Raw genomic sequence first — 23,092 nt, 5'->3', positions numbered from 1 at the left:
CCGTCGTTTATCTGAATGACCACATTGACTACGGACACGCCTGCACGCGCAGGAATACCATTCCGATGTTTTAATATATCTGGTTTTTCCAATCGGCCAGCAATATCCCATAAAAAAAGCAGCGAAGCCATTTTAACTGCTTCGCTGCTTTTTTATGAGATATCGCTAAAAATCGTAAAACTGTCGCGATCGGTTGATTCGCAAATCCCGCAGAATACCTGCTTTGGGATTGATCGTGATACTGAACTGCCGGAAGGTACCAAACGGTATCAGGTTAATCGACATCTGCCAACAGTGAAGATCACGCGAGATATACATGTTCGTATAGGCAATCTGCATATTGGTAAAATCGAAACCACTATTCAGACCTATTTTCCATTTCGGTGTCAGACTGAAGTCTCCGTTGAAGTTAACGTACTGGGTTATACGTCGTACTACACCGCCCGAGTCGGGTATGACCTGGTTGGTATAAGACAAGCTATACGACAGATCCACACGCCAGGGAATATCGAAGTCCACATATTCTCCGGGGTTGTTGCGTACCATCTGCAGTTGTCGTTGCTGGGCAGCCAGTGCAGCGTCTGCATTGGTAATGTTATCCAGAGAGTCCATGGTCTTACGTTTATCCTGGCTCTTCTTGTTTTCCTTCGATTGGAAGGACGTACTCAGCGAGATGCTGGCATTGGTAAGGCGGCCAAGGCTGATCTTACCCTGTTGCCATACATATTTATCCAGACGGTGCCCGCGGTTATCTACCTGATAGGGGTCGATGTTACCACTGGCAGAGATATTGATTTTATCAAACAGGTTGGTACGGGCATAAATGCTGAAGGTGGAGAGCTTGAAGGAGTCGGCCACCAGGTTGTAACTACCGTTGATACCAAAACCGTCAAGGAGCTTCACTTTTTTCTCATGGTTGCCTGTGGTGTCTTTTCTGGAAAACACTTTCATTTCCAGATTGTTGTCCAGGCCAAAGTTGAGACCACCAAAGGCACCGGGCGAGGGCACTCCTATAACGGAACCATCAAAGTACGATACTCTTGTAAGATCCTTGGGGTTGCCACTGTACTGGTATGTATAATAATAGGCACTGGAAAGATCCGGACGATAGCTGGCACTGAGTGTAGGGCGCACTACGTGGCGGATAGCTTTTACTTTGGAATGTTTGCTGAAGGCATACATTCCATACACAGCAGTAGACAGGGATACGCTGGCACTGATGTCGCGGGCAGCATAAAAACCAGGGACGTAAGTAGTGTCTACGCCACCAACGGAATCTATGGATACCCGTTTTTTAGGATCCCATGATCTGACCACCTTTTTAGTGTACCAATATTCACTATAGTTGATACCGGGTGATAAGGTCAGTGTTTTCAATATCGGGATGGAAAACGATATCGGCACGTTGTGCTGCATACCGGTCTGCATAGCGTCCCACATCTGTTGTTTGCCGAACAGGGAGTCTTTGAAGTTAGCCTGGTTACGTAAAATAGCATTATAGGATACCCCGATTTTCTGATACCATTTGGGAGTTCCCACCATTTCCTTTGGCTGGAAAGGATAGATGGTGTTCACGGTGAAGGTACCGTCCGGGAAGGAGATAGATACATCACGTGTGCTCAGGTTCTGAGAGTGGTTCAGACCCAGGGTAAGGTTATAAGGCTTGCCCTGCCAGGTTTTGGAAAAGGTAATAGATGACCCTATGTTGTTATTCACACGGGTATTATAGTCGAATACGTTATACCTGTTATAGGAAGAGGTTCCGAAGTTAACGCTGGCGCCAAAGTTTACACCAGGACGGGCTTTGCTGTCCATGCTGTGGTTCCAGGTTACCCGGAAGTCCCTGGAGGTCTGGAACTCGGATTTAACAGCCGGGTCTCCGAAGCGGGTATTGGCAAAACTCAGGTTGAGGCCGCCATTGTATTTATAGCGTTTCCGGTAGGTAGGGCTGGCGGTGAGGCTCCAGCTACCATAGGAATACACATCCCCCCGCAGGGTCAGGTCCATATGCTCCCCCATACCAAAGTAATATCCTCCGTTTTCGAGGCCCATCCCTTTCTGCTGGTTCACCACGTACTGTGGTGGCAGGATACCGGAGCGCTGGCCCTGGGTGATCGGGAAGATAGCAAAAGGAATATAAAGTGGCGTGGGGATACCCATAATTTCCAGGTTGGCCGGACCGGAAATGACCAGTTTGTCCGGGATAACCTTTATTTTGCGGGACCGGAAGCTAAAGTGCGGTGTGTCCAGATTACACGTGGTATAACCGTTCTTGAAGCCGAAAATGGTATTATCTGCTTCTTTTTTGGTAAGTTCACTATGAATGTAACCTTCGCCATACTGAGAGCGGGTATTGTAGATCTTTGCTTTCTGAGAGGTAAAGTTGTACCGGAGTGTATCCGATTCGAAGCTTTGACCTCCATCATTCATCACAGGGCGTCCGATAAACTTACCGGCAGTATCTTTGGCATTGGTAGCTTCCAGCACGCCGGTAGCCTGGTCAAAGTTCATTTTTTCTGCCGAGAGGTCGATACTTTTATACTTTGTATTGGCGGTACCATACAGATAGAAACGTTTGTCCGGCACCATCAGAATGATAGAATCCTTGGCTTTGTAGGTTACTGGTGCGTCCAGTGTATCTTTGGAGACCTTGGGTACAAAGATGGTATCCACCGTTACGTGTTTGGTGGTGTCCTGGTCCCGGGAAACCATGTTGGTATCCGAAGTAGGTTTAACCGCGGCTTTGCCGGCCTTGGGTTTTACCGTATCTTTCCGGGCGGGAACAGTATCTGCCAATTTTTTGTTAAAAGTCAGTGATGCGTGTGGCCTGGAGCCTCCGGATGCATCTATAATAAAGGGAACGGCAATAACCACACCTGCAAATGCCAGGTATGTCTGTCGTAAAAACTTTTTATAATTATTTTTGTAGCTAGAACTCATGTGTTAAGGCGGGCACAAACCTACAAGAAATTATACAAATTATTACAAAAGACAACCTGTAAAGTTTGGTGCCGCCCTGTTGGAAAGGTAGTGTAAACACGCATGGAGCAAAGGAATTACTAATTTAACAGATAAACTTATTTTTTTATTTTTTGTGATCACAGCACCCATTAAAATGAGAATCATGCGCTGGAACCGATTTTGGATCTTAGGACTGGGAACATTATTCACCTGTACCTTTTTTATTAAGGCAAAAAACAATCCAGTTTCCAGGAAACAGGAAAACCCTATCAGAACTATTGTAATTGATGCGGGACACGGTGGTGAAGACCCCGGGGCTAAAGGAAGCTATTCTACTGAGAAACAGGTGACACTGGCAGTAGCCCTGAAACTGGGCAAGATACTGGAAGACAACCTCCCCGATGTAAAGGTGGTGTATACACGAAAAGTGGACCGCTTCGATGATCCCCGCAGAAAAGCGCAAATCGCCAACGATGCCAAAGGGGATCTCTTCGTTTCCATTCACTGTAATTCTACCGGTAAAATCCGGAAGGTAACCGGCTACAAAACCGTTTACCGTAAGAAAGGTAAAAGGAAGATAGCAACACAGCAACCGGTATATGGCTATTTCGCCAGCAACGCTAAAGGTACGGAAACGTATATATGGGCTACCAGTAAGAACAGCGCCAAAATGGAATCCCTGAAACAAAACTCCGTGATCGTACTGGATGCCAATTCAGAGGAAACCAAACAGCTGATGGATGATACCGACCCGGAAACATTCATTTTGCTCAATACCCTGCGCAACGCCTACTTCGATCAGAGCCTGCGCCTCTCTACCCTCATCGAAGATGAATTTACCAAGGTAGGTCGCATCAGCCGCGGCGCCAGACAAAGGAACGAAAAAGGTATCTGGGTACTGTCTGCCACTGCAATGCCAAGTGTACTGGTGGAACTGGGCTTCATCAGCAACCCGGAAGAAGAAGATTACCTCAACTCCACCAACGGACAACAGGAACTGGCCATGGGTATCTTCAAAGCCATCAAACGATACAGGGATGAACTGGAGCGCTTCACCAACAGCCGCAACTCTTCCCTGGGGGAGGAGACCGCCAGCCGCCCGCAGGCATACCACAAGGCAGGTAAATCCGGTAAAAAACCGGCTGCCCCCCGCCCCGACGACGAATACTGCGTGCAGCTGATGATATCAGATAAACTTTATACACCGGGAGCTTCCATTTTCAGGAAGCTCCACGGTAATATCGCCAGAGAGCAAATTGTCATGAATAAAAAAAAAATGCACAAATACACCTGGCGGCATATTAAATCAGACCAGCAGGCTACCACGGCTGTACGAAAAGCCCGTAAGCTCGGCTTCAAAGACGCTTTCGTAACTTCCTGCTAACCATACGCTCTCCCCAATACTTCCCTCCTTCTACCCCACTTTTCCCCTTTTTATTTCGAACATTTTCTGTCTGCGACTTCCCGTGCACGCTTTTTGATTATTTTTGCGTGAACGTATACGAATCTCATGCTCAAATTATCTAATGAAACCAAGGTTGGCATACTTACCGTGTTGGGTATAACCTTACTCGTACTGGGCTTTAATGTATTGAAGGGAAAGAGCCTGTTTTCACGCAACAAAACCATCTATGCTGTTTACAAACAGGTAAATGGACTGCAGCCCTCTAATGCTGTACAGGTAAACGGCCTGGTGGTAGGTAGCGTTTCTGAACTGAATGTAAAGGATAATGATCCCTCCCAAATACTGGTAACGATCATCCTCACCAAAAAAATAGATATTCCGCGCAACTCCGTAGCCCGCATCAGCAGCGATCTGCTCGGCGTTAAAACCGTACAGATGGAACTCGGTAACGCTACAGAATACCTGAAAAGCGGCGATACCATCTACGCCGCCACAGTAGACGGCTCCATGACAGATGCCCTGAAAGAACAAATCAGCCCGCTCGTCAAAAAGCTGGAAGGTACCCTGTCTAATATCGACTCCGTACTGCTCGCAGTAAACGGCATCCTCGACACCACCGCCAAAGGTAACCTCCAGGAAACCATGCGCAACCTCAATACCACCATGCGCCACTTTTCCAACACCTCCGCCTCTCTGAGCTCCCTCATGGACCCACAGAAAGGCAGTGTGCATGCTACCTTCAGCAACCTTGCCGCCGTTACCGGTAACATCAAAAACAATAATGAAAAAATAAGCGGCATCCTCGATAACGCTAAAAAAACCACCGATGCGCTGGCCAATGGCAATCTCGACAAAACATTGCTGCAATTCCAGCAAACAGTGACCAACCTCAACGCCACCATCGCCAAACTCAATACCACCGATGGTACCGCAGGACTCATGCTGAATGATAAAAAGGTGTACAACAACCTCCAGAACTCACTCGGCAACCTGAACAAGCTGCTGGAAGACCTCCGCGTCAACCCGAAACGTTATGTGCATTTCTCCCTGTTCGGCAAAAAAGATAAAACGAAACCACTGCCTTCTGATACTGCAGCGGTACAACAATAAGCACTCATGAATCAATATATCAGATCAGTCCTTTTACTGGCAGTTATTTGCCTGGCAGCTATATTGCCCGCCAGCGCGCAGGTCCCTGCGCAACCCGCCCCTAAAAAAGGTACCGTGATCGAAATCCTGGGTGCAGATACGCTGCAGCTCATTGAGAAAGACACGATCAATATCACCCGCTTCATCGGCCACGCCAGATTTAAACAGGGCAACACCCTCTTCTTCTGCGACAGCGCCATCAAAAACAACAAAACCAATATCGTTGACGCATACGGCAACGTACATATCAATCAGGCCGACAGCATTCATATCTATGGCAACTACCTCAACTACGACGGTAATACCCGGCTCGCCATCCTCAGAGAAAATGCCCGGCTCACCGATGGGAAAGTAACCATCACCGGCCCGGAACTGCAATACGATATGAACGCCAAAATAGGCAGCTACCTGAAAACTGGCCGCCTCGTCAACGGTAAAAGCGTCCTCACCAGCGATGAAGGATACTACTACACCGAAACGAAGGAAATGCACTTCCAGCGTAACGTGGTACTGGTAGACCCGGAATACACGCTCACCACAGACGCCCTGCTCTATAACACGGAAACCAAAATTGCCAACATCATCGCTCCTACCACCATCAATGAAGGTAAGCGCATCATGTACGCCACCAGCGGTTATTATAATACCGACAAAGGTTATGGCAACTTCGGCAACCGCCCTACCATCGAAGACAGCACTGGCACACTCACAGCCGACAATATAGAAATGGACAAAATCACCGGCATGGCCTATGCCACCGGCAACATGGTATATAAAGATACCGTCCGCAAAATGTCGCTACTGGCCAACCATGGCATCGTGAACCAGAAGGAAAAAACCATCCTGGCCACACAAAAACCGCTGCTGATCATGGAGAAAAACAAGGACACCATGTACCTGGCTGCCGACACCCTTTTCTCCGGTATTATCCGGCCCGGCGACAGCCTCTCCATCCCCTCCGTGAGCGGCCTCAAAAAAGAACCGGTCAAGGAACAGCTCCACCCACTTAAAACCATCCGGCCCAAAGATCATATACCCATCAACATCTCCCCGGTCAATAAAGGCGACTCCCTCGCCAAAAAACAACTGGACAGCGTCCCCGGAGCGATCATGATGTTTGTGGCCGACAGTGTGCTCGCCAAAACCAAAAACAAACTCGACTCCAACCGGGTCAAACTGGTTAAAATGGCGCCCGCACCCGATATTATCGCGAAAGACTCCCTGCCTGGCCTCAAACACCATGCAGACAGTATAGCCCTCTCCGCACCGAAGGACACCGCAGACCAGCGTTATATCCTGGCCTACCACCATGTACGCATGTTCTCCGACTCCCTCCAGGGCGTGGCCGACAGTGTATATTACTCTACCAAAGACTCCATCTTCCGGTTCTTCCGCGATCCGGTATTATGGTCCAACAATACCTCACAGCTCAGTGCAGACACCATACTGATGTTCACCAAAAATCAGACGGCCGATAAAGTGCTGATGATCAAAAACGCTTTTATCATCAACGAAGCCGGCCCTGAAATGTATAACCAGGTGAAAGGCAACACCATCACCGGCTACGTGGCTGGCGAATCTATCGACTGGATGCATGTGGAAGGAAACGCGGAAACTATCAACTACGTAAAAGACCAGTCGGGCGCATATATGAGCGTCAACAAAGCACAATGTGCTATCATCAACATCTTCTTTAAAAAGGGAGAAGTCGATAAAGTAGTAATGATTAAAGATCCGGAAGGAACAGTATATCCTTTCACCCAAAGACCTAAAGAACAACTGCAGCTGGAAAACTTCCACTGGGATATCAAACGGAAGCCCAAAACGAAGTACGAGCTAATGCAATAAATTTTTTCACCGATCAGGTTATTTGATTATTTGACTATTTGATTATTTGGTTATTACCCGATAGCCAGATAATCAAATAACCAGATCACAAATATATTTATCTTGATCAGAAGCGCATTCAAAACCCTCCTGTCCCCACTCCACACCTTTTTAAAAGACAGCCGCGCCGTAGGCATCATACTGATCCTCTGTACGGTCATATCTATGGTACTGGCCAATTCTTCACTGCAGGAAGGTTATGTCAACTTCTGGAATGCCCTCTTCAACCCCACCGGCGGACACCATTATCAATATCGCTCCCTTTTTCTTCCCAACTCCTATCTGTTATGGATAAACGACGGTATGATGGTACTGTTCTTTTTTCTCGTAGGCATGGAAATCAAACGGGAATTGACCGTAGGTGAACTCTCCTCTCTTCGTAAGTCCATACTCCCCGTACTGGCGGCTATCGGCGGTATGCTCTTCCCCGCACTCATCTTTACCCTATTTAACGCCGGCTCCGACTATGCCCATGGCTGGGGTATTCCCATGGCCACCGACATTGCATTCTCCCTGGGTATCCTCTCCCTGCTCGGCAAAAGAGTACCTGTATCCCTGAAAATATTCCTGATGGCACTGGCCATTATCGACGACCTGGGCGCCATCCTTACCATCGCCATTTTCTACACCCCGCATCTGGACATGCACTACCTGCTGATGGCCGGAGGCGTGTTGCTGATTCCGATACTGCTCAATGTCCTGAAAGTAAAACGTCTGATATTATATTATATACCCGGTGTGGTATTATGGTATTGCCTGTTCAATTCCGGTGTGCATGCCACCATTGCCGGCGTTCTGCTGGCCTTCTGTATCCCGCAGGAAAAAATTGCCGACCTGGTACATGATCTGCATGACCCGGTGAACTTTATTATCATGCCTCTCTTTGCATTGGCCAATACCGCAATACAACTGCCATCAGACGTAATGGGTGCACTGCACAATAATATCAGTTATGGTATTATTGCAGGCCTGGTGCTGGGCAAACCCCTGGGTATTTTTATCTTGTCATTTACAGCTGTAAAACTGAAACTGGCCAGTCTTCCTTCCAAATCCGGCTGGATGCAGCTAATCGGCGTAGGTCTTATTGCCGGCATCGGGTTCACTATGTCTATTTTTATTTCTTCTCTGGCTTATGAAGAAAGAGAATATCAGATCATTGCCATTATTTCTGTTATCGCAGCTTCGCTGATAGCGGGCATTGCAGGGTTTATTTTCCTCCGGATGCTGAAACCAGCCCCTTTCATCAAAAAAGGTACTTGATAGCTTATTGGCACTGTTATTGTAAGCCTACTCCGAATTTTTTGGATAGTCGTATATACTTTGGAGTGATTAGCCAACGTTAATAGACCCATACATTTTTTGTATCAATTCAAATAGCAACAATCTATGAAAAAAGTCGTGTTATTATTCAGTCTGATTGCCCTGCTGGCAGTACAGGCTAACGCGCAGAAAAAGAAAAGTTACAGTAGCAGCGTAGAAAACTACAATACCGCACTCGGTATCCGTGTAAACCCATGGGTAGTAGGTTTCACCATTAAGCATTTTATACAGGGACCTCACGCCATTGAAGGTCTGGTAACCACCAACCACGAACACAGGGCCAATGTTACCATTACAGGTCTGTACGAATACCACTGGAACATCGGTAAGCCTGAGCTGAACATGTACGCTGGTGGTGGTGCACACATAGGTTTCTACGACCGCCGTGACTATGATTGGGACCGTTATGTAGACAAAGGCAAAGGTACTTACGTATCTCCGGGTCTGGATGGTATCATCGGTATCGAATATACCTTCAAGAATATTCCGTTAAACCTGAGTGCTGATCTCAAGCCTTATGTACAGTTTGTTGGACCAACCAACTTCATTGGTGAAGAAATCGGTGGTATATCTGCAAGATATACTTTCTAATAGGCAATAAAATACTAATAACCCATAAACGGATCATGGCTTACCATGATCCGTTTTTTATGTTCGCCCATTTTGAAGTACTTTTAATGTTCAACTGCTGGCTATGAAAATCTTCTCAGCTGCCCAGATCCGCGAGGCCGACGCTTTTACGATAGCGCATGAGCCTGTGAGCAGCACCGACCTGATGGGACGGGCTGCGGGCAAGTGTGCTGACTGGCTGATGGAACACTATCCTCCTTCTCATCCTTTTTATATTTTCTGTGGTAAAGGCAACAACGGTGGCGACGGGCTGGTGATAGCCCAAAAGCTGCTGGATGAAGGTTATGTGGTAACGGTTTGTCTGCTGGAATATGGCAGCAAAGCCAGCGAAGATTATATCTATTATTACCGGCGGCTGCAACAGCAATACGCCGGCCGTATCCGTGAAATCGCCGATGTAACCGGCTTTCCGGAGTTGCCCCCATCCGCTGTGATTGTGGATGCCATCTTTGGCACCGGTCTCAACAAACCGATAGAAGGCTGGCTGGCGGGTGTTATTCACAAGATAAACGATCAGCATCCCCGTCATACTATTGTGGCCATTGATATGCCCTCCGGGCTGAAGGCGGATACCAGTTCCCGTAACACACCGGTCATACAGGCCCATCATACTCTCAGCTTCGAATTTTACAAACTGGCTTTTCTCCTGCCGGAAAATGCAGCCGTGGCGGGGCAGGTACATATTCTGCCTATCGGCCTGTCACCGGAGTATATAACGCATACGTCTACACGTTACCATCTGACAGATCTGGACATGATGCGTACCATTTATATGCCGAGGACGCCATTTTCGCACAAAGGCACTTACGGTCATGCGTTGCTGATAGCCGGCAGCCGGGGCAAGATGGGCGCCGCAGTGCTCAGCGCCAAAGCCTGTATCCGGGTGGGTGCAGGACTGCTCTCCTGTCATATACCTGATTGTGGGTATGATATTATGCAGATCAGCGAGCCCTGTGCCATGTGTATTACTGATGAACTACCCGACCACAGTGCCCATTTTCACGAACAGGCCGATGCCCGTTATAAAACCATCGGAATTGGCCCGGGGCTGGGCACCGCTACAGCTACGGCCAGCTCCCTCGAAAAACTGCTGGCCACCTACAAACGCCCTATGGTCATTGATGCCGACGCACTAAACATACTCTCCGTATATCCCTCCCTGTTATACCAGGTGCCGGCAGGTTCTATCCTCACACCTCACCCCAAAGAGTTTGAGCGTCTTTTTGGTCCTTCCGCCAATGATGTAGAACGACTGGAATTATTGTCCAAACAGGCCGTACGCCTGCAGTTGTATATCCTCCTCAAAGGCAGGTATACTGCTATCGGCTGTCCCGATGGAGCAGTTTATTTTAATGCCACAGGCAACCCAGGTATGGCCACTGGCGGCAGCGGCGATGTACTGACAGGGATCCTTACTGGTTTATTGGCCCAGGACTATTCCCCCAAAGCAGCTGTATTACTCGGCGCCTGGATACATGGCTATGCCGGCGACCTGGCCGCAGCACATCTTTCGCAGGAAGCCATGAGCGCGGCAGACATTATTTCCAACCTTGGCAGCGCCTTTATGGAATGCTTTTATTGATAGCCAAAAGTGTAAATCACACCTCTATAAGCAGATATTAACAAATATCTCCCCCTCCCCTTTAATTCATGATTCGTAATTCGTAATTCAAAATTTTATTATTTATATTTATTGGATAACATTTACTCAATACGCTATTTTTTCAACCGAGCAATTTAAATACGCTTCTATGAATATTGTTTTCCTCGTTCCTTGTTTTGGATTACTGGCTTTGTTATTTACTGCTATCCGAAGTTCCTGGGTTGCCCGCCAGGATGCGGGTAATGAAAAGATGAAAGAAATAGCGCAACATATTGCAGAAGGCGCTATGGCATTTTTAAAAGCGGAGTATAAAGTCCTTATTTATTTTGTTGTCGTTATCGCCCTGTTATTAGGATACATGGGATCGTCGCACCATACCTCCCACTGGTTTATTGGTGTAGCCTTTGTGATGGGCGCAATTTTCTCCGCTACGGCCGGATTTATTGGAATGAGAATCGCAACTAAAGCCAACGTACGTACAGCGCAGGCCGCGCGCACCAGTCTGGCCAAAGCACTGGGAGTATCTTTTACCGGTGGCTCCGTGATGGGCATGGGTGTTGCTGGTCTGGCAGTATTGGGCCTCGGTTCCCTGTTTATTGCTCTCAAAGCGTATTTCGGCGCTGCTGCCAATACTGCAGAAATGGTAAAGACCATTGAAGTGCTTACCGGTTTCTCACTGGGTGCAGAAAGTATAGCTCTCTTTGCCCGTGTAGGTGGTGGTATCTATACCAAAGCAGCCGACGTAGGCGCTGACCTGGTAGGTAAAGTAGAAGCAGGCATTCCGGAAGATGATCCCCGCAACCCTGCTACCATTGCCGATAACGTAGGTGATAACGTAGGTGACGTGGCTGGTATGGGCGCCGACCTTTTCGGTTCTTATGTGGCCACCGTACTGGCTACCATGGTACTCGGCTCTGAAACCACCTCCCAGGACCTGTTTGGCGGTATCGCTCCTATCCTGCTTCCCATGTTGATCGCAGGCTCAGGTATCATCTTCTCTATGATCGGTACCTTCTTCGTAAAAATAAGCGATAGCTCAGGCCTCAATACCGGCGTGGTACAGCGGGCCCTCAATATGGGCAACTGGGGTTCTATCGTGCTCACCGCCATCGCTTCATGGTTCCTGGTTAACTGGATACTGCCCGACGGCCCTATGGTACTGCGTGGCCATGAGTTCACCAAAGGCCAGGTTTTTGGTGCTATCATGGTAGGTCTGGTTGTAGGTACCCTGATGAGCATTATCACTGAATATTATACGGCCATGGGTAAACGCCCGGTACGTTCCATCATCCGGCAGTCTGCTACCGGTGCAGCTACCAATATCATCGGTGGTTTGTCTGTTGGTATGGAATCCACTGCCCTGCCTATCCTGGTACTGGCCGGCGGTATCTACGGCTCCTATGCATTTGCAGGCCTCTATGGTGTGGCTATCGCAGCAGCTGGTATGATGGCCACTACAGCCATGCAGCTGGCCATCGATGCGTTTGGCCCTATCGCCGACAATGCCGGTGGTATTGCGGAAATGAGTGAACTGCCTAAAGATGTAAGAGAAAAAACGGATATCCTGGACGCTGTGGGTAACACCACTGCAGCTACCGGTAAAGGTTTTGCCATCGCTTCCGCAGCCCTCACCGCATTGGCACTCTTTGCTGCCTTTGTAGGCGTGGCCGGTATCCAGGGAATCGACATCTATAAAGCCGACGTGCTGGCTGGCCTGTTTATTGGCGGTATGATCCCCTTTATCTTCTCTTCCCTCGCCATCGCAGCCGTAGGACGTGCCGCCATGGCCATGGTGGAAGAAGTGCGCCGTCAGTTCCGGGAAATACCTGGTATCATGGAAGGCACTGGCAAACCTGAGTACGACAAATGTGTGGCCATCTCCACACAGGCTTCTATCCGTGAGATGATCCTGCCAGGTGCTATTGCCCTCATCTCCCCGCTGCTCATAGGTTTCCTCGCAGGCCCCGAAGTACTGGGCGGATTCCTCGCCGGTGCTACCGTTAGCGGTGTATTAATGGGTATCTTCCAGAACAACGCCGGCGGCGCCTGGGACAACGCTAAAAAATCCTTTGAAAAAGGCGTGGAAATCAACGGCGAAACCTACTACAAAAAATCAGAGCCGCATAAAGCTTCTGTTACCGGTGATACCGTAGGAGATCCCTTCAAAGATACTTCCGGCCCGTCTATGAACATCCTGATCAAACTGATGTCCATCGTTTCGCTGGTAATCGCTCCTACCCTGTCTGAAAAATTCCATACTAAGGAAGTGCCTCCGGTGGTGAAAATGAAAACCGTCACCCCTCCGGCAGCCAAAGCTTCCGTTTATGTAATGAAATAATTTAAATAGCGGACAACAAACCCGGTCATTGCAGCGAAAACATGCTGTTTAACTGCTTCTCCGGTTCGTTGTCCGCTAATTTTTTATATTTTACTGTAATTTTTTTTGTTACAGTAAAAAAGAACTGTACTTTTGTCCTACAAACTGTAATAAAAAACAAAACAGTTAAACAATAAGTCCTGCGGGGCTGTAATTATATCACTACAAAAACGCATTGACATGAAAGTAGCCATCATCGGAGCATCCGGATTCATCGGCTCCGCCCTTTTAAACGAAGCGCTCAACAGAGGCCATCAGGTAACTGCCATCGTACGCCATCCTGAAAAAATCCAGCTTAAAAACGACCATCTGACTATCAAAAAAGGGGATGTAACCAATGAAGCTGAAGTAGCTGACCTGGTAGCCGGCAATGAGGCCGTTATCAGCGCTTTCAACGCTTACGATACTGCTACTTATGTAACAGCCATCCGTGCTATCATCGGCGGCCTGAAACAAGCCGGTATCAAAAGACTGATTGCTGTAAGCGGCGCAGGCAGCCTGGAAGTGGAGCCCGGCGTTCAACTGATCGACACGCCTGGATTTCCGGCAGAATGGAAAGAAGGAGCCTCTGCCACCCGGGAAGCCTTTAAAATCATCAAACAGGATAAAGACCTGGAATGGACCGTATTAAGTCCGGCTGCCATGATCGCTCCCGGCGAACGTACCGGCAAATTCCGCCTCGGCGGCGACCAGCTGCTGGCTGACGCCAACGGCGAAAGCAAAATATCCACCGCCGACTACGCTGTAGCCCTGATCGACGAGCTGGAAAAACCACAGCATATCCAGCAAAGGTTTACGGTAGCTTACTGAGATTAATACTGATACTTCTGATGCTCCTGATGGACAAAGATGATAGAAGACTATAAAACGAGAAGGGCCTGTTGACTTATATCAGCAGGCCCTTCTCGTTTATGTTTATTTCTTTATATCACTTAAAAATGTTCTCTCCTTTATCTTCACTAATATCTTCGCCCATCAGGAACATCAACAATATCAGCATTAATCATAGTTCCTTGGGCTCACACCAAACTTCTTCTTAAACGCATTACTGAAGTGCTGAGGGGAAGAATAACCAGCTTCATCCGCGATGATGGCCAGTGATTTACCACCGCCTAAAATCAGTTCCCTGGCCAGGTTCAGCCGGTGATCGTTGAGATAACCGAAGACTGTCGTTTCAAAAATAGCTTTGAAACCGGATTTTAGCTTAAACTCGTTCAGGCCGGTCAAACGTGATAACTGTTCCAGACTGGGAGGGCTATGCATATTGTCCAGCAGCAGCTGCCGGGCATGGTGCAGTTGCTCTATTTCCCTGGCTGGAATCTTACGGCCTCTGACAGTAATACCGATATCACTTTCTGCCTGGTCACATTGCAGGGCCAGCAGCTCCATGATTTTGGACTGGAGGAACAGCTTTTTCAAACCTCCTTTATATTGGCACTGGCGTATCTCGGCCAGTACTGTTTTCATTTTTGGTGTGATCAGCGGGTTCCTTTTATCCGTCAGGATAGCGCTCTGGTTATTGGCCACCCGGTCAGCCAGTTTACCCAGCACCTGTACATTATTGTCGGCCAGTTCCAGAAAACGCTCAGGTATGAAATTTAGTCCCATCACCTGAATCCCCGGCTGTTTCTTCAGCTCGGCAGATTCTTCCTGGTAAGGAGAATAGACAATGTTATGTTGCAGCGAGGAAAACGTGAAATTCTGCCGGACACCTTCCACCGAAGTACAGATATTACCCCTTTCCATGAAAAGCATAGTCACATGGGGGATCACATCATCAGTGTCAACAAACAGATCTTCATATACTTCTGCTTCGCATATCACCAGATGAATGCCATCAAATTTTGACTCCTGTATATTATAAGTACCAAATTCCAGTTTCCGTTCGGTACTTTCCTCGATAATAGTCCTTGATGTGGACAAAGTTCCGGGAGAAAAAGGAAACTCTTCCTGCAGCAATATCTCCCTGAGCTCATTTTTTATCACCACAGTCATAAAATAATCCGTTTCGTATAAGTTATAATCCTTTTCGTGTAACAGCTATACGGATAAACAGTAGCAAATTTGCACAAATATATTCCGCAAAACTCAAATTTAAAACGCCATGATTGGGATATTCCGTACAAATATTAACACTGTTAAGGATAAAGACAACGTTATTCAGGCTATTTCAAGTGCTTTTTCCGTAAACGCATGCAGTGTGGATATTGAGGATTGTGACAAAGTACTGCGGGTGATCAGCCTCCAACAGGTGGCAGAAAAATCCATTATCGAATTTGTGACCCGGCTGGGCTTCTATTGCGATATTCTTGATTGATCCCCCGAAACATAAAATTATAGCGAATATTGAGCTTGAAGATACCCCTACTTCAATCTCAATATTCCTTTTTCGATTTTCCCCACTATCTTAGCCCCAATTATTACCAAAAAAAATAATCTATCCCGAATAGGGGTATAGATTCGCAGTCACGTCTTATTAGCAATGTCAGACAAATCTGGAATAAATCATTTCAAAATCACGATTTACCTTTTATGAAAACTACGGTCACCATGTTGATGACCTTGCTGGTACTTATGCTGGCAACGCGTCCAACGATAGCACAACAACGTTTTACGGTTAGTGGCTATGTAAAAGACAAACAAAATGGAGAAAGTCTGGTTGGGATCTCTATAGGTAAAACTGGTACCGCTGTTGGTACTGTTACCAACCAATACGGTTTTTACTCTCTCACCCTCCCTGCCGGGGAACATGAACTTCAGTTTTCGTATATGGGATATGCCCCTGTTAAAACAGTGGTAAGTCTTCATAGCAACAAAACACTCGACATCAAGCTGGAAAGCAGCAGCAGTCAGCTCAATGAAGTCACTATCAACGGACAGAAACAGGAAAGAGCGGTGAATACCCTCAATACCAGCATCAACAGACTGGACATCGCGCAAGTGAAAAAAATGCCCGCTTTTATGGGAGAAGTGGATGTAATCCGCTCTATCCAGACGTTGCCGGGCGTAACTACCGTGGGTGAAGGCTCTTCCGGCTTTAACGTACGCGGTGGCAACAGCGACGAAAACCTCATCCTGCTGGACGAAGCACCTGTTTATAACTCCAGCCACATGCTCGGCTTCTTCTCCGTATTCAATCCGGATGCGGTAAAAGGCATCAACCTCATTAAAGGTGGCTTCCCCGCTGAATATGGTGGCCGTACTTCTTCTGTACTGGACATTCGTATGAAAGACGGTAACAACCAGAACTTCAATGTTAACGGCGGTATCGGCAATATCTTCAGCCGCCTGTCTGTAGAAGGTCCGCTGGTAAAAGACAAATCATCCTTTATTGTGGCTGCCAGAAGATCTTACATCGACATCCTCATGAAGCCCTTTGTAAAAGGTGACATGAAGGATACCAAACTGAACTTCTACGACCTCACCGCCAAAGCCAACTACAAATTCGACAAAAACAATACCCTCTTCCTCAGTGGTTACTTCGGCAGAGACAAGTTCGGCCTGGGCAAAGACGTTGATATGAACTGGGGTAATGCTACCGCTACCCTGCGCTGGAACCACGTGTTTTCCAACCGCCTGTTCCTCAACCTCACCACCTACTACTCTAAATATGATTATAGCCTCAACTTCAGCAACGCTTCCAAAAAACAGGATAACGAACAGCTGCAGGGCTATAAATGGACTTCCGACATTGTCAACTACGGTCTGAAACCATCCTTTACCTACTACCTCAACTCCGCCAACATCCTGCATTTCGGCGTACAGGGTATCTATTATACCTTCCGTCCGGGTACCGGCTCAAGTGTTGAAGGTGATATCAAAAGGCTGAAGGAACTGACAGATAAACATGCACTTGAATCCGGCGTGTATTTAGATCATGAGTGGAAGCCTTCAAAAAAATTCGGTATTCAGTACGGCGGCCGCTTCTCTGCCTATCAGCTGATTGGTAAAGGCACTGCCTATTATTTCAACGATACCACACCAGGTATCCGCAAAACCCTCATCGGCAGCAAAACCTATGGCGCCAATGAACTGATCAAAGGCTACTACTACTTTGAGCCTCGCCTCAGTGCCCGTTATGCATTCAATGAGCAAAATGCAGTGAAAGTAGCTTATAGCAAAACTACCCAGTTCATGCACCAGCTCTCCAACACCGCATCCCCTACCCCACTGGATATCTGGACACCCAGCACCAACAATATACAGCCTAGTCTGTCTGACCAGTATACCCTGGGATACTTCTACAATTCACCCAACGACTCCTATGAGTTCTCTGCAGAAGCTTTCTATAAAACCACCAAACACCAGCTGGACTATATAGACAACGCCGACCTGCAGCTCAATCAGCTCATTGAAGCGGACCTGCTCCCTTCAGAAGGACGCGCCTACGGAATTGAACTGTACGCTAAAAAAGATATCGGTAAAACCACCGGCTGGATCAGCTATACCCTTTCCCGCTCAGAAAGAAGAACACCTGGTATCAGCCTGGATGAATGGTTCCTGAACCGTTACGATCGTACACACAACCTCAACCTGGTACTCACACATACCATTAACAAAAGGTCTTCCCTGTCTGCCAACTGGGTATATGCTTCCGGTACGCCCGGCACTTATGCCGACAACAGGCTGCAGTTCCAGGACTGGGACATCCCGTATAACAGCACTGACCAACGTAATAACTACCGTCTGCCCGCGTTTCACCGCCTGGACCTCTCCTTCACCCTCAAAGGCAAACAGCTGAAACGCTGGAAAGGAGAATGGGTATTTTCACTGTATAACGTATATGCACGCAGAAACGCCTACAGCATCTACTTCAAACAAAATGAAGATGATCCCAACAAACGGGAAGCTGTTCGCCTCTCTATCATCGGTTCCATCATACCGGGCATCACGTACAACTTCAAATTTTAATCTGTCTAAAAAGTAATTACATGAAAAAACTGTCATTGCTCATTATATCAGCATTAGTAGGTCTTAGCGCCTGCGAAGACAAAATAGATCTCGACATCGCCCAGGGTAAATCTTTGCCGGTGCTGGATGCCTGGATCACTACAGAAGCGGGACTACAAAAAATTAAATTCACCATGTCTGTACCTTTTACAGACAACAACCCTGCACCAATTATCAACGATGCCGCCATCACCCTGTTTGATGAAACTGCCGGCAAATCTTATCCATTTGGTTTTAAAGATGGCATGTACAGCTATGATGCCACCAGCCAGCCTATCGGCGTAGTAGGCCACGCCTACAAATTGCATGTGGAATATAAGGGAGAGATATTTGAAGCATACGATACTATCAAAAGAGTGACCACCATCGATTCCATCACTCTGAAGTATAAAACCAAAGAGGAAACGATGAATGGCAAAGAAGGCTTCTACGCTACTATGCACGCTAAAGATATAGAAGGAGCTACCGATTATTACTGGATCCGCTCTTACCGCAACGATACGCTCAGACGCCTGAAAGATAACTTCTCCATCGACGGTTCCTACGACGAAGGGGTTTCCGATGGCGCCACCTTTATCATTCCCATCGCAGAAGGAATCACCGACTGGAACAAACCATTCCAGGCCAATGAAAAAGTGATTGTGAGGCTGATGTCCGTTACCCACCGCAGCTTCGACTTTCTCAGACAGGTAGACCAGCAGGTGAATGCCGGCGGTCTCTTTGCCAAAGTGCTGGAGAATGTAAGGTCCAATGTCAATAACGTTACGCCTTCCGGCAAAACCAAAATACTGGGCTGGTTTGGTACTTCCGCCGTCAGCAGAGCGGAGAAACTGGTGAAGTAAACCGATATATTTTATTAAAAAGGGGGATTTCCGACAGCGGAAATCCCCCTTTTTTTGTAATTTAAGGAGAAAGAAAAAATCCGTATGCCTCCTAACCTGATTATGTATGCCATTCCCGGTTTTGTGCTGTTGATACTGCTGGAGATTATCATTACCACCATAGATCACAGACACCTTTATGAGCCCAAAGATGCCCTCAGCAGCATTGCGATGGGACTTGGCAACGTATTCATCGGCCTGTTCACCAAAGGTGTTATTCTGGGCATCTATCTTTTTCTCTATCAATACCGGTTTTTTACCCTTGGCTTTACCTGGTGGGCATGGTTACTATGTTTTTTTGCAGACGACTTCAGCTACTACTGGTTTCATCGCTGTAGCCATACCGTGCGCTTTTTCTGGGCATCACATGTAATTCACCATTCTTCCCAGAAATATACACTCGCTACAGCCCTGCGCCAAACCTGGACCGGTAACCTCACCGGCACTTTTGTCTTCTGGCTCTGGATGCCGCTGGCAGGCTTTCATCCGGTAATGGTACTGAGTATGCAGGCCATCAGCCTCATTTACCAGTTCTGGATACACACAGAAGTAATACATAAGCTGCCTAAACCACTGGAATACATCTTCAATACACCTTCTCATCATCGCGTGCATCATGGCTCTGATATCGAATATCTGGACCGTAACCACGCCGGTATCCTCATCATCTGGGATAGGATGTTCGGTACTTTTACACCGGAAGGAAAACGACCGGCATACGGGCTTACCAAAAATATCCATACCTACAATCCTTTACGCATCGCCACTCACGAGTGGCTGGACATATGGCGGGACATCCGTCATGCCCGGTCTTTACGGGAGATATGGAACTATGTCCTGGGAGCTCCCGGCTGGAGCCCTGACGGAAGCCGTCAAACCACCCGGCAGCTAAGAAACCGTTAGGCTGTTGACCGGATTTTTTCTCGCCGCTTTCATACTTTGTATGCTGACCGTCAGCATTGCCACCAGCACAGCACCCATGCTGGCTGCCGCAAAGATCCACCAGGCAAGGGTGGTATGGTAAACATATTGCCCCAGCCAACGCGTCATGCCATAGTACCCCAATGGCATGGCAATGAGAATAGCAATGAAAATCAGCCGGATAAAATCACCGGATAACAAGGCCCAGAGATTAAAAACAGAGGCCCCTAATACTTTCCGGATACCAATCTCTTTGGTCCGGCTTGATACGATAAAAGCTGATAATCCAAATAATCCCAGACAGGAAATAAACACGGCAAGCCCCGCAAATATAGCTGCCAAACGGCCCAGGCGTTTCTCATCAGAGAATTTCCGGGCATAGTTGTCATCAATAAATTTAAATTCAAAAGGAGCCGCAGGATTGTATCGTCTGAACACCTGTTCTATTTCGGCCAGTGCCGCTACTATACCAGCTCCAGGCCTGATTCGCACGGTGATAAAATTATGCCATTCGTACCCCAGTATAAAAAGCGTAGGAGCCACCGGCTGATAGGGAGATTCCATGATCATGTCTTTCACGACGCCCCGGATCAGACAAGGTTTTCCTCCATAAAGTACCGTCTCTCCCACAGGATGGGCAAAGCCCAGCAACCGGGCTGCTGTTTCATTGATCACCAGAGAACTGGTATCGGTAGCGTATTCCCGCGAAAAATCCCGTCCATCCAGTAACTGCCAGCCCATGGTTTTACCATAGTCGTGTGTAACGGCTATACATTTCAACTGTGGTACCATATTGGGGTCTTTACCCTTCCAGCTGATATCCTTTATATTTTCCGGCACTTCCGTAGCGGCTACGGAAGAATAAGCCATATCCGCTACATCACCGGTTTCCAGGAGATCCTGCCGCAGTCTGTTATAATCTGCCTGATATAATTGCGGTGTATTTATGCCCAATGTGATCAAACCTTCCCTGGTATAACCCGCAGGCCGGTTGCGTGCATATTGCAGCTGACGGAAAACTACCATAGTGCCAATCACGAGTGTGATAGATACTGTAAACTGTAAGACTATCAGCACCTGCCTGGGCAGCCTGGATGTTTTACCAGCTGCGAAGTTGCCTTTCAGCACTTTGACAGGCTCAAAGCGGGATAACAGAAAAGCAGGATAACTACCTGCCAGCAAACCTGTGACCAGTGTAAAAAGCAGCATACCAGCCCAGAAAAGCGGATTCCCCCATGGCAGCACCATGTCCTTTTCTGTCAGTGTATTCAGAGCAGACAGGCCACCTTGTACAAACAATATACTCAGCATCAGTGCAAACAAAGCCACCAGTACGGATTCTGTCAGAAACTGCCCTATCAGCTGGCTACGCAAGGAGCCAATGGCTTTGCGTAATCCTATTTCCTTCGCGCGATGCTCACTCCTGGCGGTCGCCAGGTTCATAAAATTGATCATTGCCAGCAGCAATATAAACAACCCGATGGTAGCTACCAGCCTGACCATACGAATACGGCCACCAGTATTAAAACCATCGATAAATTCACTATAAAGGTGCCATTTGTTCATCGGATGCAGTGAAAATATCTCTTTACCAGCCTTAACATGTCCCTGCGCCAGGTCTCTTATTTTGGCTGATACTGTTGACAACGAAGCCTGATCATTCAGCTCCACGATCAGGTCCCAGTGGTGAGAGCTCCAGTCTTTTTCAGCATCTTTCAGCCATACCAGCTCACGCTCCGCTTTAGTCCAGGGAAGGAATAGCCGGGTGTCATGGAAGGTGGTATTATTGGGAAGGTCTTCATAAACACCAGCCACTTTCAGATCCATGCGGTTGTCCATGCGCAGTATTTTGTTCATGGGATCTGTTTCCCCGAAAAGTGCTTTCGCCAGTGATTGAGTCAGTAGTACAGAAGAAGGATCGTTCAGCGCATCCTGGCGGCCGGCAACCATTTTAAGTGACAGCATGGTCGGAAGATCAGGCTGTGTCCATCTACCGGCAGCAGCAATTTTAGTATCCCCGTTAGCCAGGGTATGGGTATAATTGGGAAATGCTACTGCGATCCGTTTAAAGTCAGCCCCGTATTTACTGCGCAACTCGTCTGCCAGTGGAATGGGGACACCCGGACTGGTGACCAGCGCCCCGTTGTTTTGTTCTGTACTCACAATACGGGCCAGGTGGTCGTGGCGTTCGTGATAATAATCAAACGACCATTCGTCCCATACCCACAAACCGATCACTAAAGCTACAGCCATACCCATGGCCAATCCGATCATGTTAATACCGGTATACAGTTTATGATGAAAAAAATGGCGGAAGGCTATTTTGATATAGTTTTTTATCATATGCTGTTAATGAGTTTTCTATCCGCACCAAGGAAATGCCAATAAATATATATCTAAAAGACAAAACAATACACATATACTATTTTCATCTTTGTTCGATTTCAAACCATAAGTTGTTCGGTTTCGCTGACTTTTTCCGCTTTCCGTTCATCCCGTTTAAAAACTACTTTATCACTTTCCCCTGCGATTTTTTTGGAATTACGAAAACAATCGTACATTTGTTTACGAAGATATTCGTACAACAATAATCATTCTGATCAAACCATGACTGGGAAACATATAAAGCCTACTGAAAGCGAACTTGAGATTCTGAGCATCCTATGGGAGAAAGGTCCCTGCACTGTACGGGAAGTGCATGATATCTTATCTGAAACCAAAGATGCCGGTTATACCACTACGCTGAAGTTAATGCAGATCATGCATGAGAAGGAGTTGCTGGAACGAGATACCAGCAGCAAAACACATGTATACAAAGCGGCTGTTTCGCAGGAAAAAACGCAACAACAACTGCTGAATAAAATGATTGATACTGTCTTTGGCGGATCGGCGTCCAAACTGGTATTACAAGCATTGGGACATCACCGTTCTTCCGAAGCGGAGCTGGATCAGATCCGGCAATATTTGTCTGAGATGGAAAAACAACAAAAACGATAACAGGTAAAAAA

General features: G+C 47.4%; 16 protein-coding genes. 13 read left to right on the top strand and 3 right to left on the bottom strand.

Annotation, left to right across the window (positions count from 1 at the left end):
- Nucleotides 1-165: 165 nt before the first annotated feature.
- Entirely contained in the window at nucleotides 166-2,940 is a 2,775-nt protein-coding gene (locus DF182_RS22295) for a putative LPS assembly protein LptD (RefSeq protein ID WP_113618003.1), read from the bottom strand.
- Between the two features lie 184 nt (nucleotides 2,941-3,124).
- Between DF182_RS22295 and DF182_RS22290 the strand changes: the two genes are divergently transcribed.
- From DF182_RS22290 to DF182_RS22255, 8 genes are all read left to right on the top strand, one after another.
- A complete protein-coding gene (locus DF182_RS22290) occupies nucleotides 3,125-4,345 on the top strand; it encodes an N-acetylmuramoyl-L-alanine amidase family protein (protein ID WP_161964220.1) in 1,221 nt (406 codons plus the stop codon).
- A gap of 126 nt (nucleotides 4,346-4,471) precedes the next feature.
- Nucleotides 4,472-5,476, top strand: coding sequence for an MlaD family protein (locus DF182_RS22285; RefSeq protein ID WP_113618001.1), 1,005 nt, complete (start codon nucleotides 4,472-4,474; stop codon nucleotides 5,474-5,476).
- Nucleotides 5,477-5,482: 6 nt separating this feature from the next.
- On the top strand, nucleotides 5,483-7,363 hold the full coding sequence (locus DF182_RS22280; protein WP_113618000.1) for an OstA-like protein: 1,881 nt from the start codon (nucleotides 5,483-5,485) through the stop codon (nucleotides 7,361-7,363).
- Nucleotides 7,364-7,465: 102 nt separating this feature from the next.
- The gene (nhaA, locus tag DF182_RS22275) at nucleotides 7,466-8,662 is read left to right on the top strand and encodes a Na+/H+ antiporter NhaA (RefSeq protein ID WP_245957514.1); all 1,197 of its coding nucleotides are present in this window, start codon (nucleotides 7,466-7,468) and stop codon (nucleotides 8,660-8,662) included.
- Nucleotides 8,663-8,788: 126 nt separating this feature from the next.
- Complete coding sequence (locus DF182_RS22270) at nucleotides 8,789-9,313, top strand: hypothetical protein (protein WP_113617999.1); 525 nt, start codon at nucleotides 8,789-8,791, stop codon at nucleotides 9,311-9,313.
- 103 nt (nucleotides 9,314-9,416) lie between these two features.
- Complete coding sequence (locus DF182_RS22265) at nucleotides 9,417-10,934, top strand: NAD(P)H-hydrate dehydratase (protein ID WP_113617998.1); 1,518 nt, start codon at nucleotides 9,417-9,419, stop codon at nucleotides 10,932-10,934.
- A gap of 169 nt (nucleotides 10,935-11,103) precedes the next feature.
- The gene (locus DF182_RS22260; RefSeq protein WP_113617997.1) at nucleotides 11,104-13,293 is read left to right on the top strand and encodes a sodium-translocating pyrophosphatase; all 2,190 of its coding nucleotides are present in this window, start codon (nucleotides 11,104-11,106) and stop codon (nucleotides 13,291-13,293) included.
- Nucleotides 13,294-13,512: 219 nt separating this feature from the next.
- Entirely contained in the window at nucleotides 13,513-14,142 is a 630-nt protein-coding gene (locus tag DF182_RS22255; protein ID WP_113617996.1) for an NAD(P)-dependent oxidoreductase, read from the top strand.
- 189 nt (nucleotides 14,143-14,331) lie between these two features.
- On the opposite strand, the gene DF182_RS22250 is transcribed toward DF182_RS22255, so the two are convergent.
- Nucleotides 14,332-15,327, bottom strand: coding sequence for a helix-turn-helix transcriptional regulator (locus DF182_RS22250; RefSeq protein ID WP_113617995.1), 996 nt, complete (start codon nucleotides 15,325-15,327; stop codon nucleotides 14,332-14,334).
- A gap of 109 nt (nucleotides 15,328-15,436) precedes the next feature.
- On the opposite strand from DF182_RS22250, the gene DF182_RS22245 reads away from it, so the two are divergent.
- From DF182_RS22245 to DF182_RS22230, 4 genes are all read left to right on the top strand, one after another.
- Nucleotides 15,437-15,649, top strand: coding sequence for a hypothetical protein (locus DF182_RS22245; protein ID WP_113617994.1), 213 nt, complete (start codon nucleotides 15,437-15,439; stop codon nucleotides 15,647-15,649).
- A 215-nt stretch (nucleotides 15,650-15,864) separates the two neighbouring features.
- On the top strand, nucleotides 15,865-18,243 hold the full coding sequence (locus DF182_RS22240) for a TonB-dependent receptor (RefSeq protein ID WP_113617993.1): 2,379 nt from the start codon (nucleotides 15,865-15,867) through the stop codon (nucleotides 18,241-18,243).
- 20 nt (nucleotides 18,244-18,263) lie between these two features.
- The gene (locus DF182_RS22235; protein ID WP_113617992.1) at nucleotides 18,264-19,124 is read left to right on the top strand and encodes a DUF4249 domain-containing protein; all 861 of its coding nucleotides are present in this window, start codon (nucleotides 18,264-18,266) and stop codon (nucleotides 19,122-19,124) included.
- An 84-nt stretch (nucleotides 19,125-19,208) separates the two neighbouring features.
- Nucleotides 19,209-20,066 carry a sterol desaturase family protein gene (locus DF182_RS22230; protein WP_113617991.1) on the top strand — a complete coding sequence of 286 codons (858 nt, stop codon included), beginning with the start codon at nucleotides 19,209-19,211 and terminating at the stop codon, nucleotides 20,064-20,066.
- Here the strand turns inward: DF182_RS22230 and DF182_RS22225 are convergent.
- Nucleotides 20,052-22,427, bottom strand: coding sequence for an ABC transporter permease (locus DF182_RS22225; protein ID WP_113617990.1), 2,376 nt, complete (start codon nucleotides 22,425-22,427; stop codon nucleotides 20,052-20,054). The genes DF182_RS22230 and DF182_RS22225 overlap by 15 nt on opposite strands.
- Nucleotides 22,428-22,691: 264 nt before the next feature.
- On the opposite strand from DF182_RS22225, the gene DF182_RS22220 reads away from it, so the two are divergent.
- Nucleotides 22,692-23,081 (top strand): BlaI/MecI/CopY family transcriptional regulator, encoded by a 390-nt coding sequence (locus DF182_RS22220; RefSeq protein WP_113617989.1) that lies wholly within the window; start codon nucleotides 22,692-22,694, stop codon nucleotides 23,079-23,081.
- Nucleotides 23,082-23,092 lie beyond the last annotated feature (11 nt).

Source organism: Chitinophaga flava, assembly GCF_003308995.1.
Lineage (GTDB): Bacteria > Bacteroidota > Bacteroidia > Chitinophagales > Chitinophagaceae > Chitinophaga > Chitinophaga flava.
This window is presented reverse-complemented; position numbering and strand designations above follow the sequence as displayed.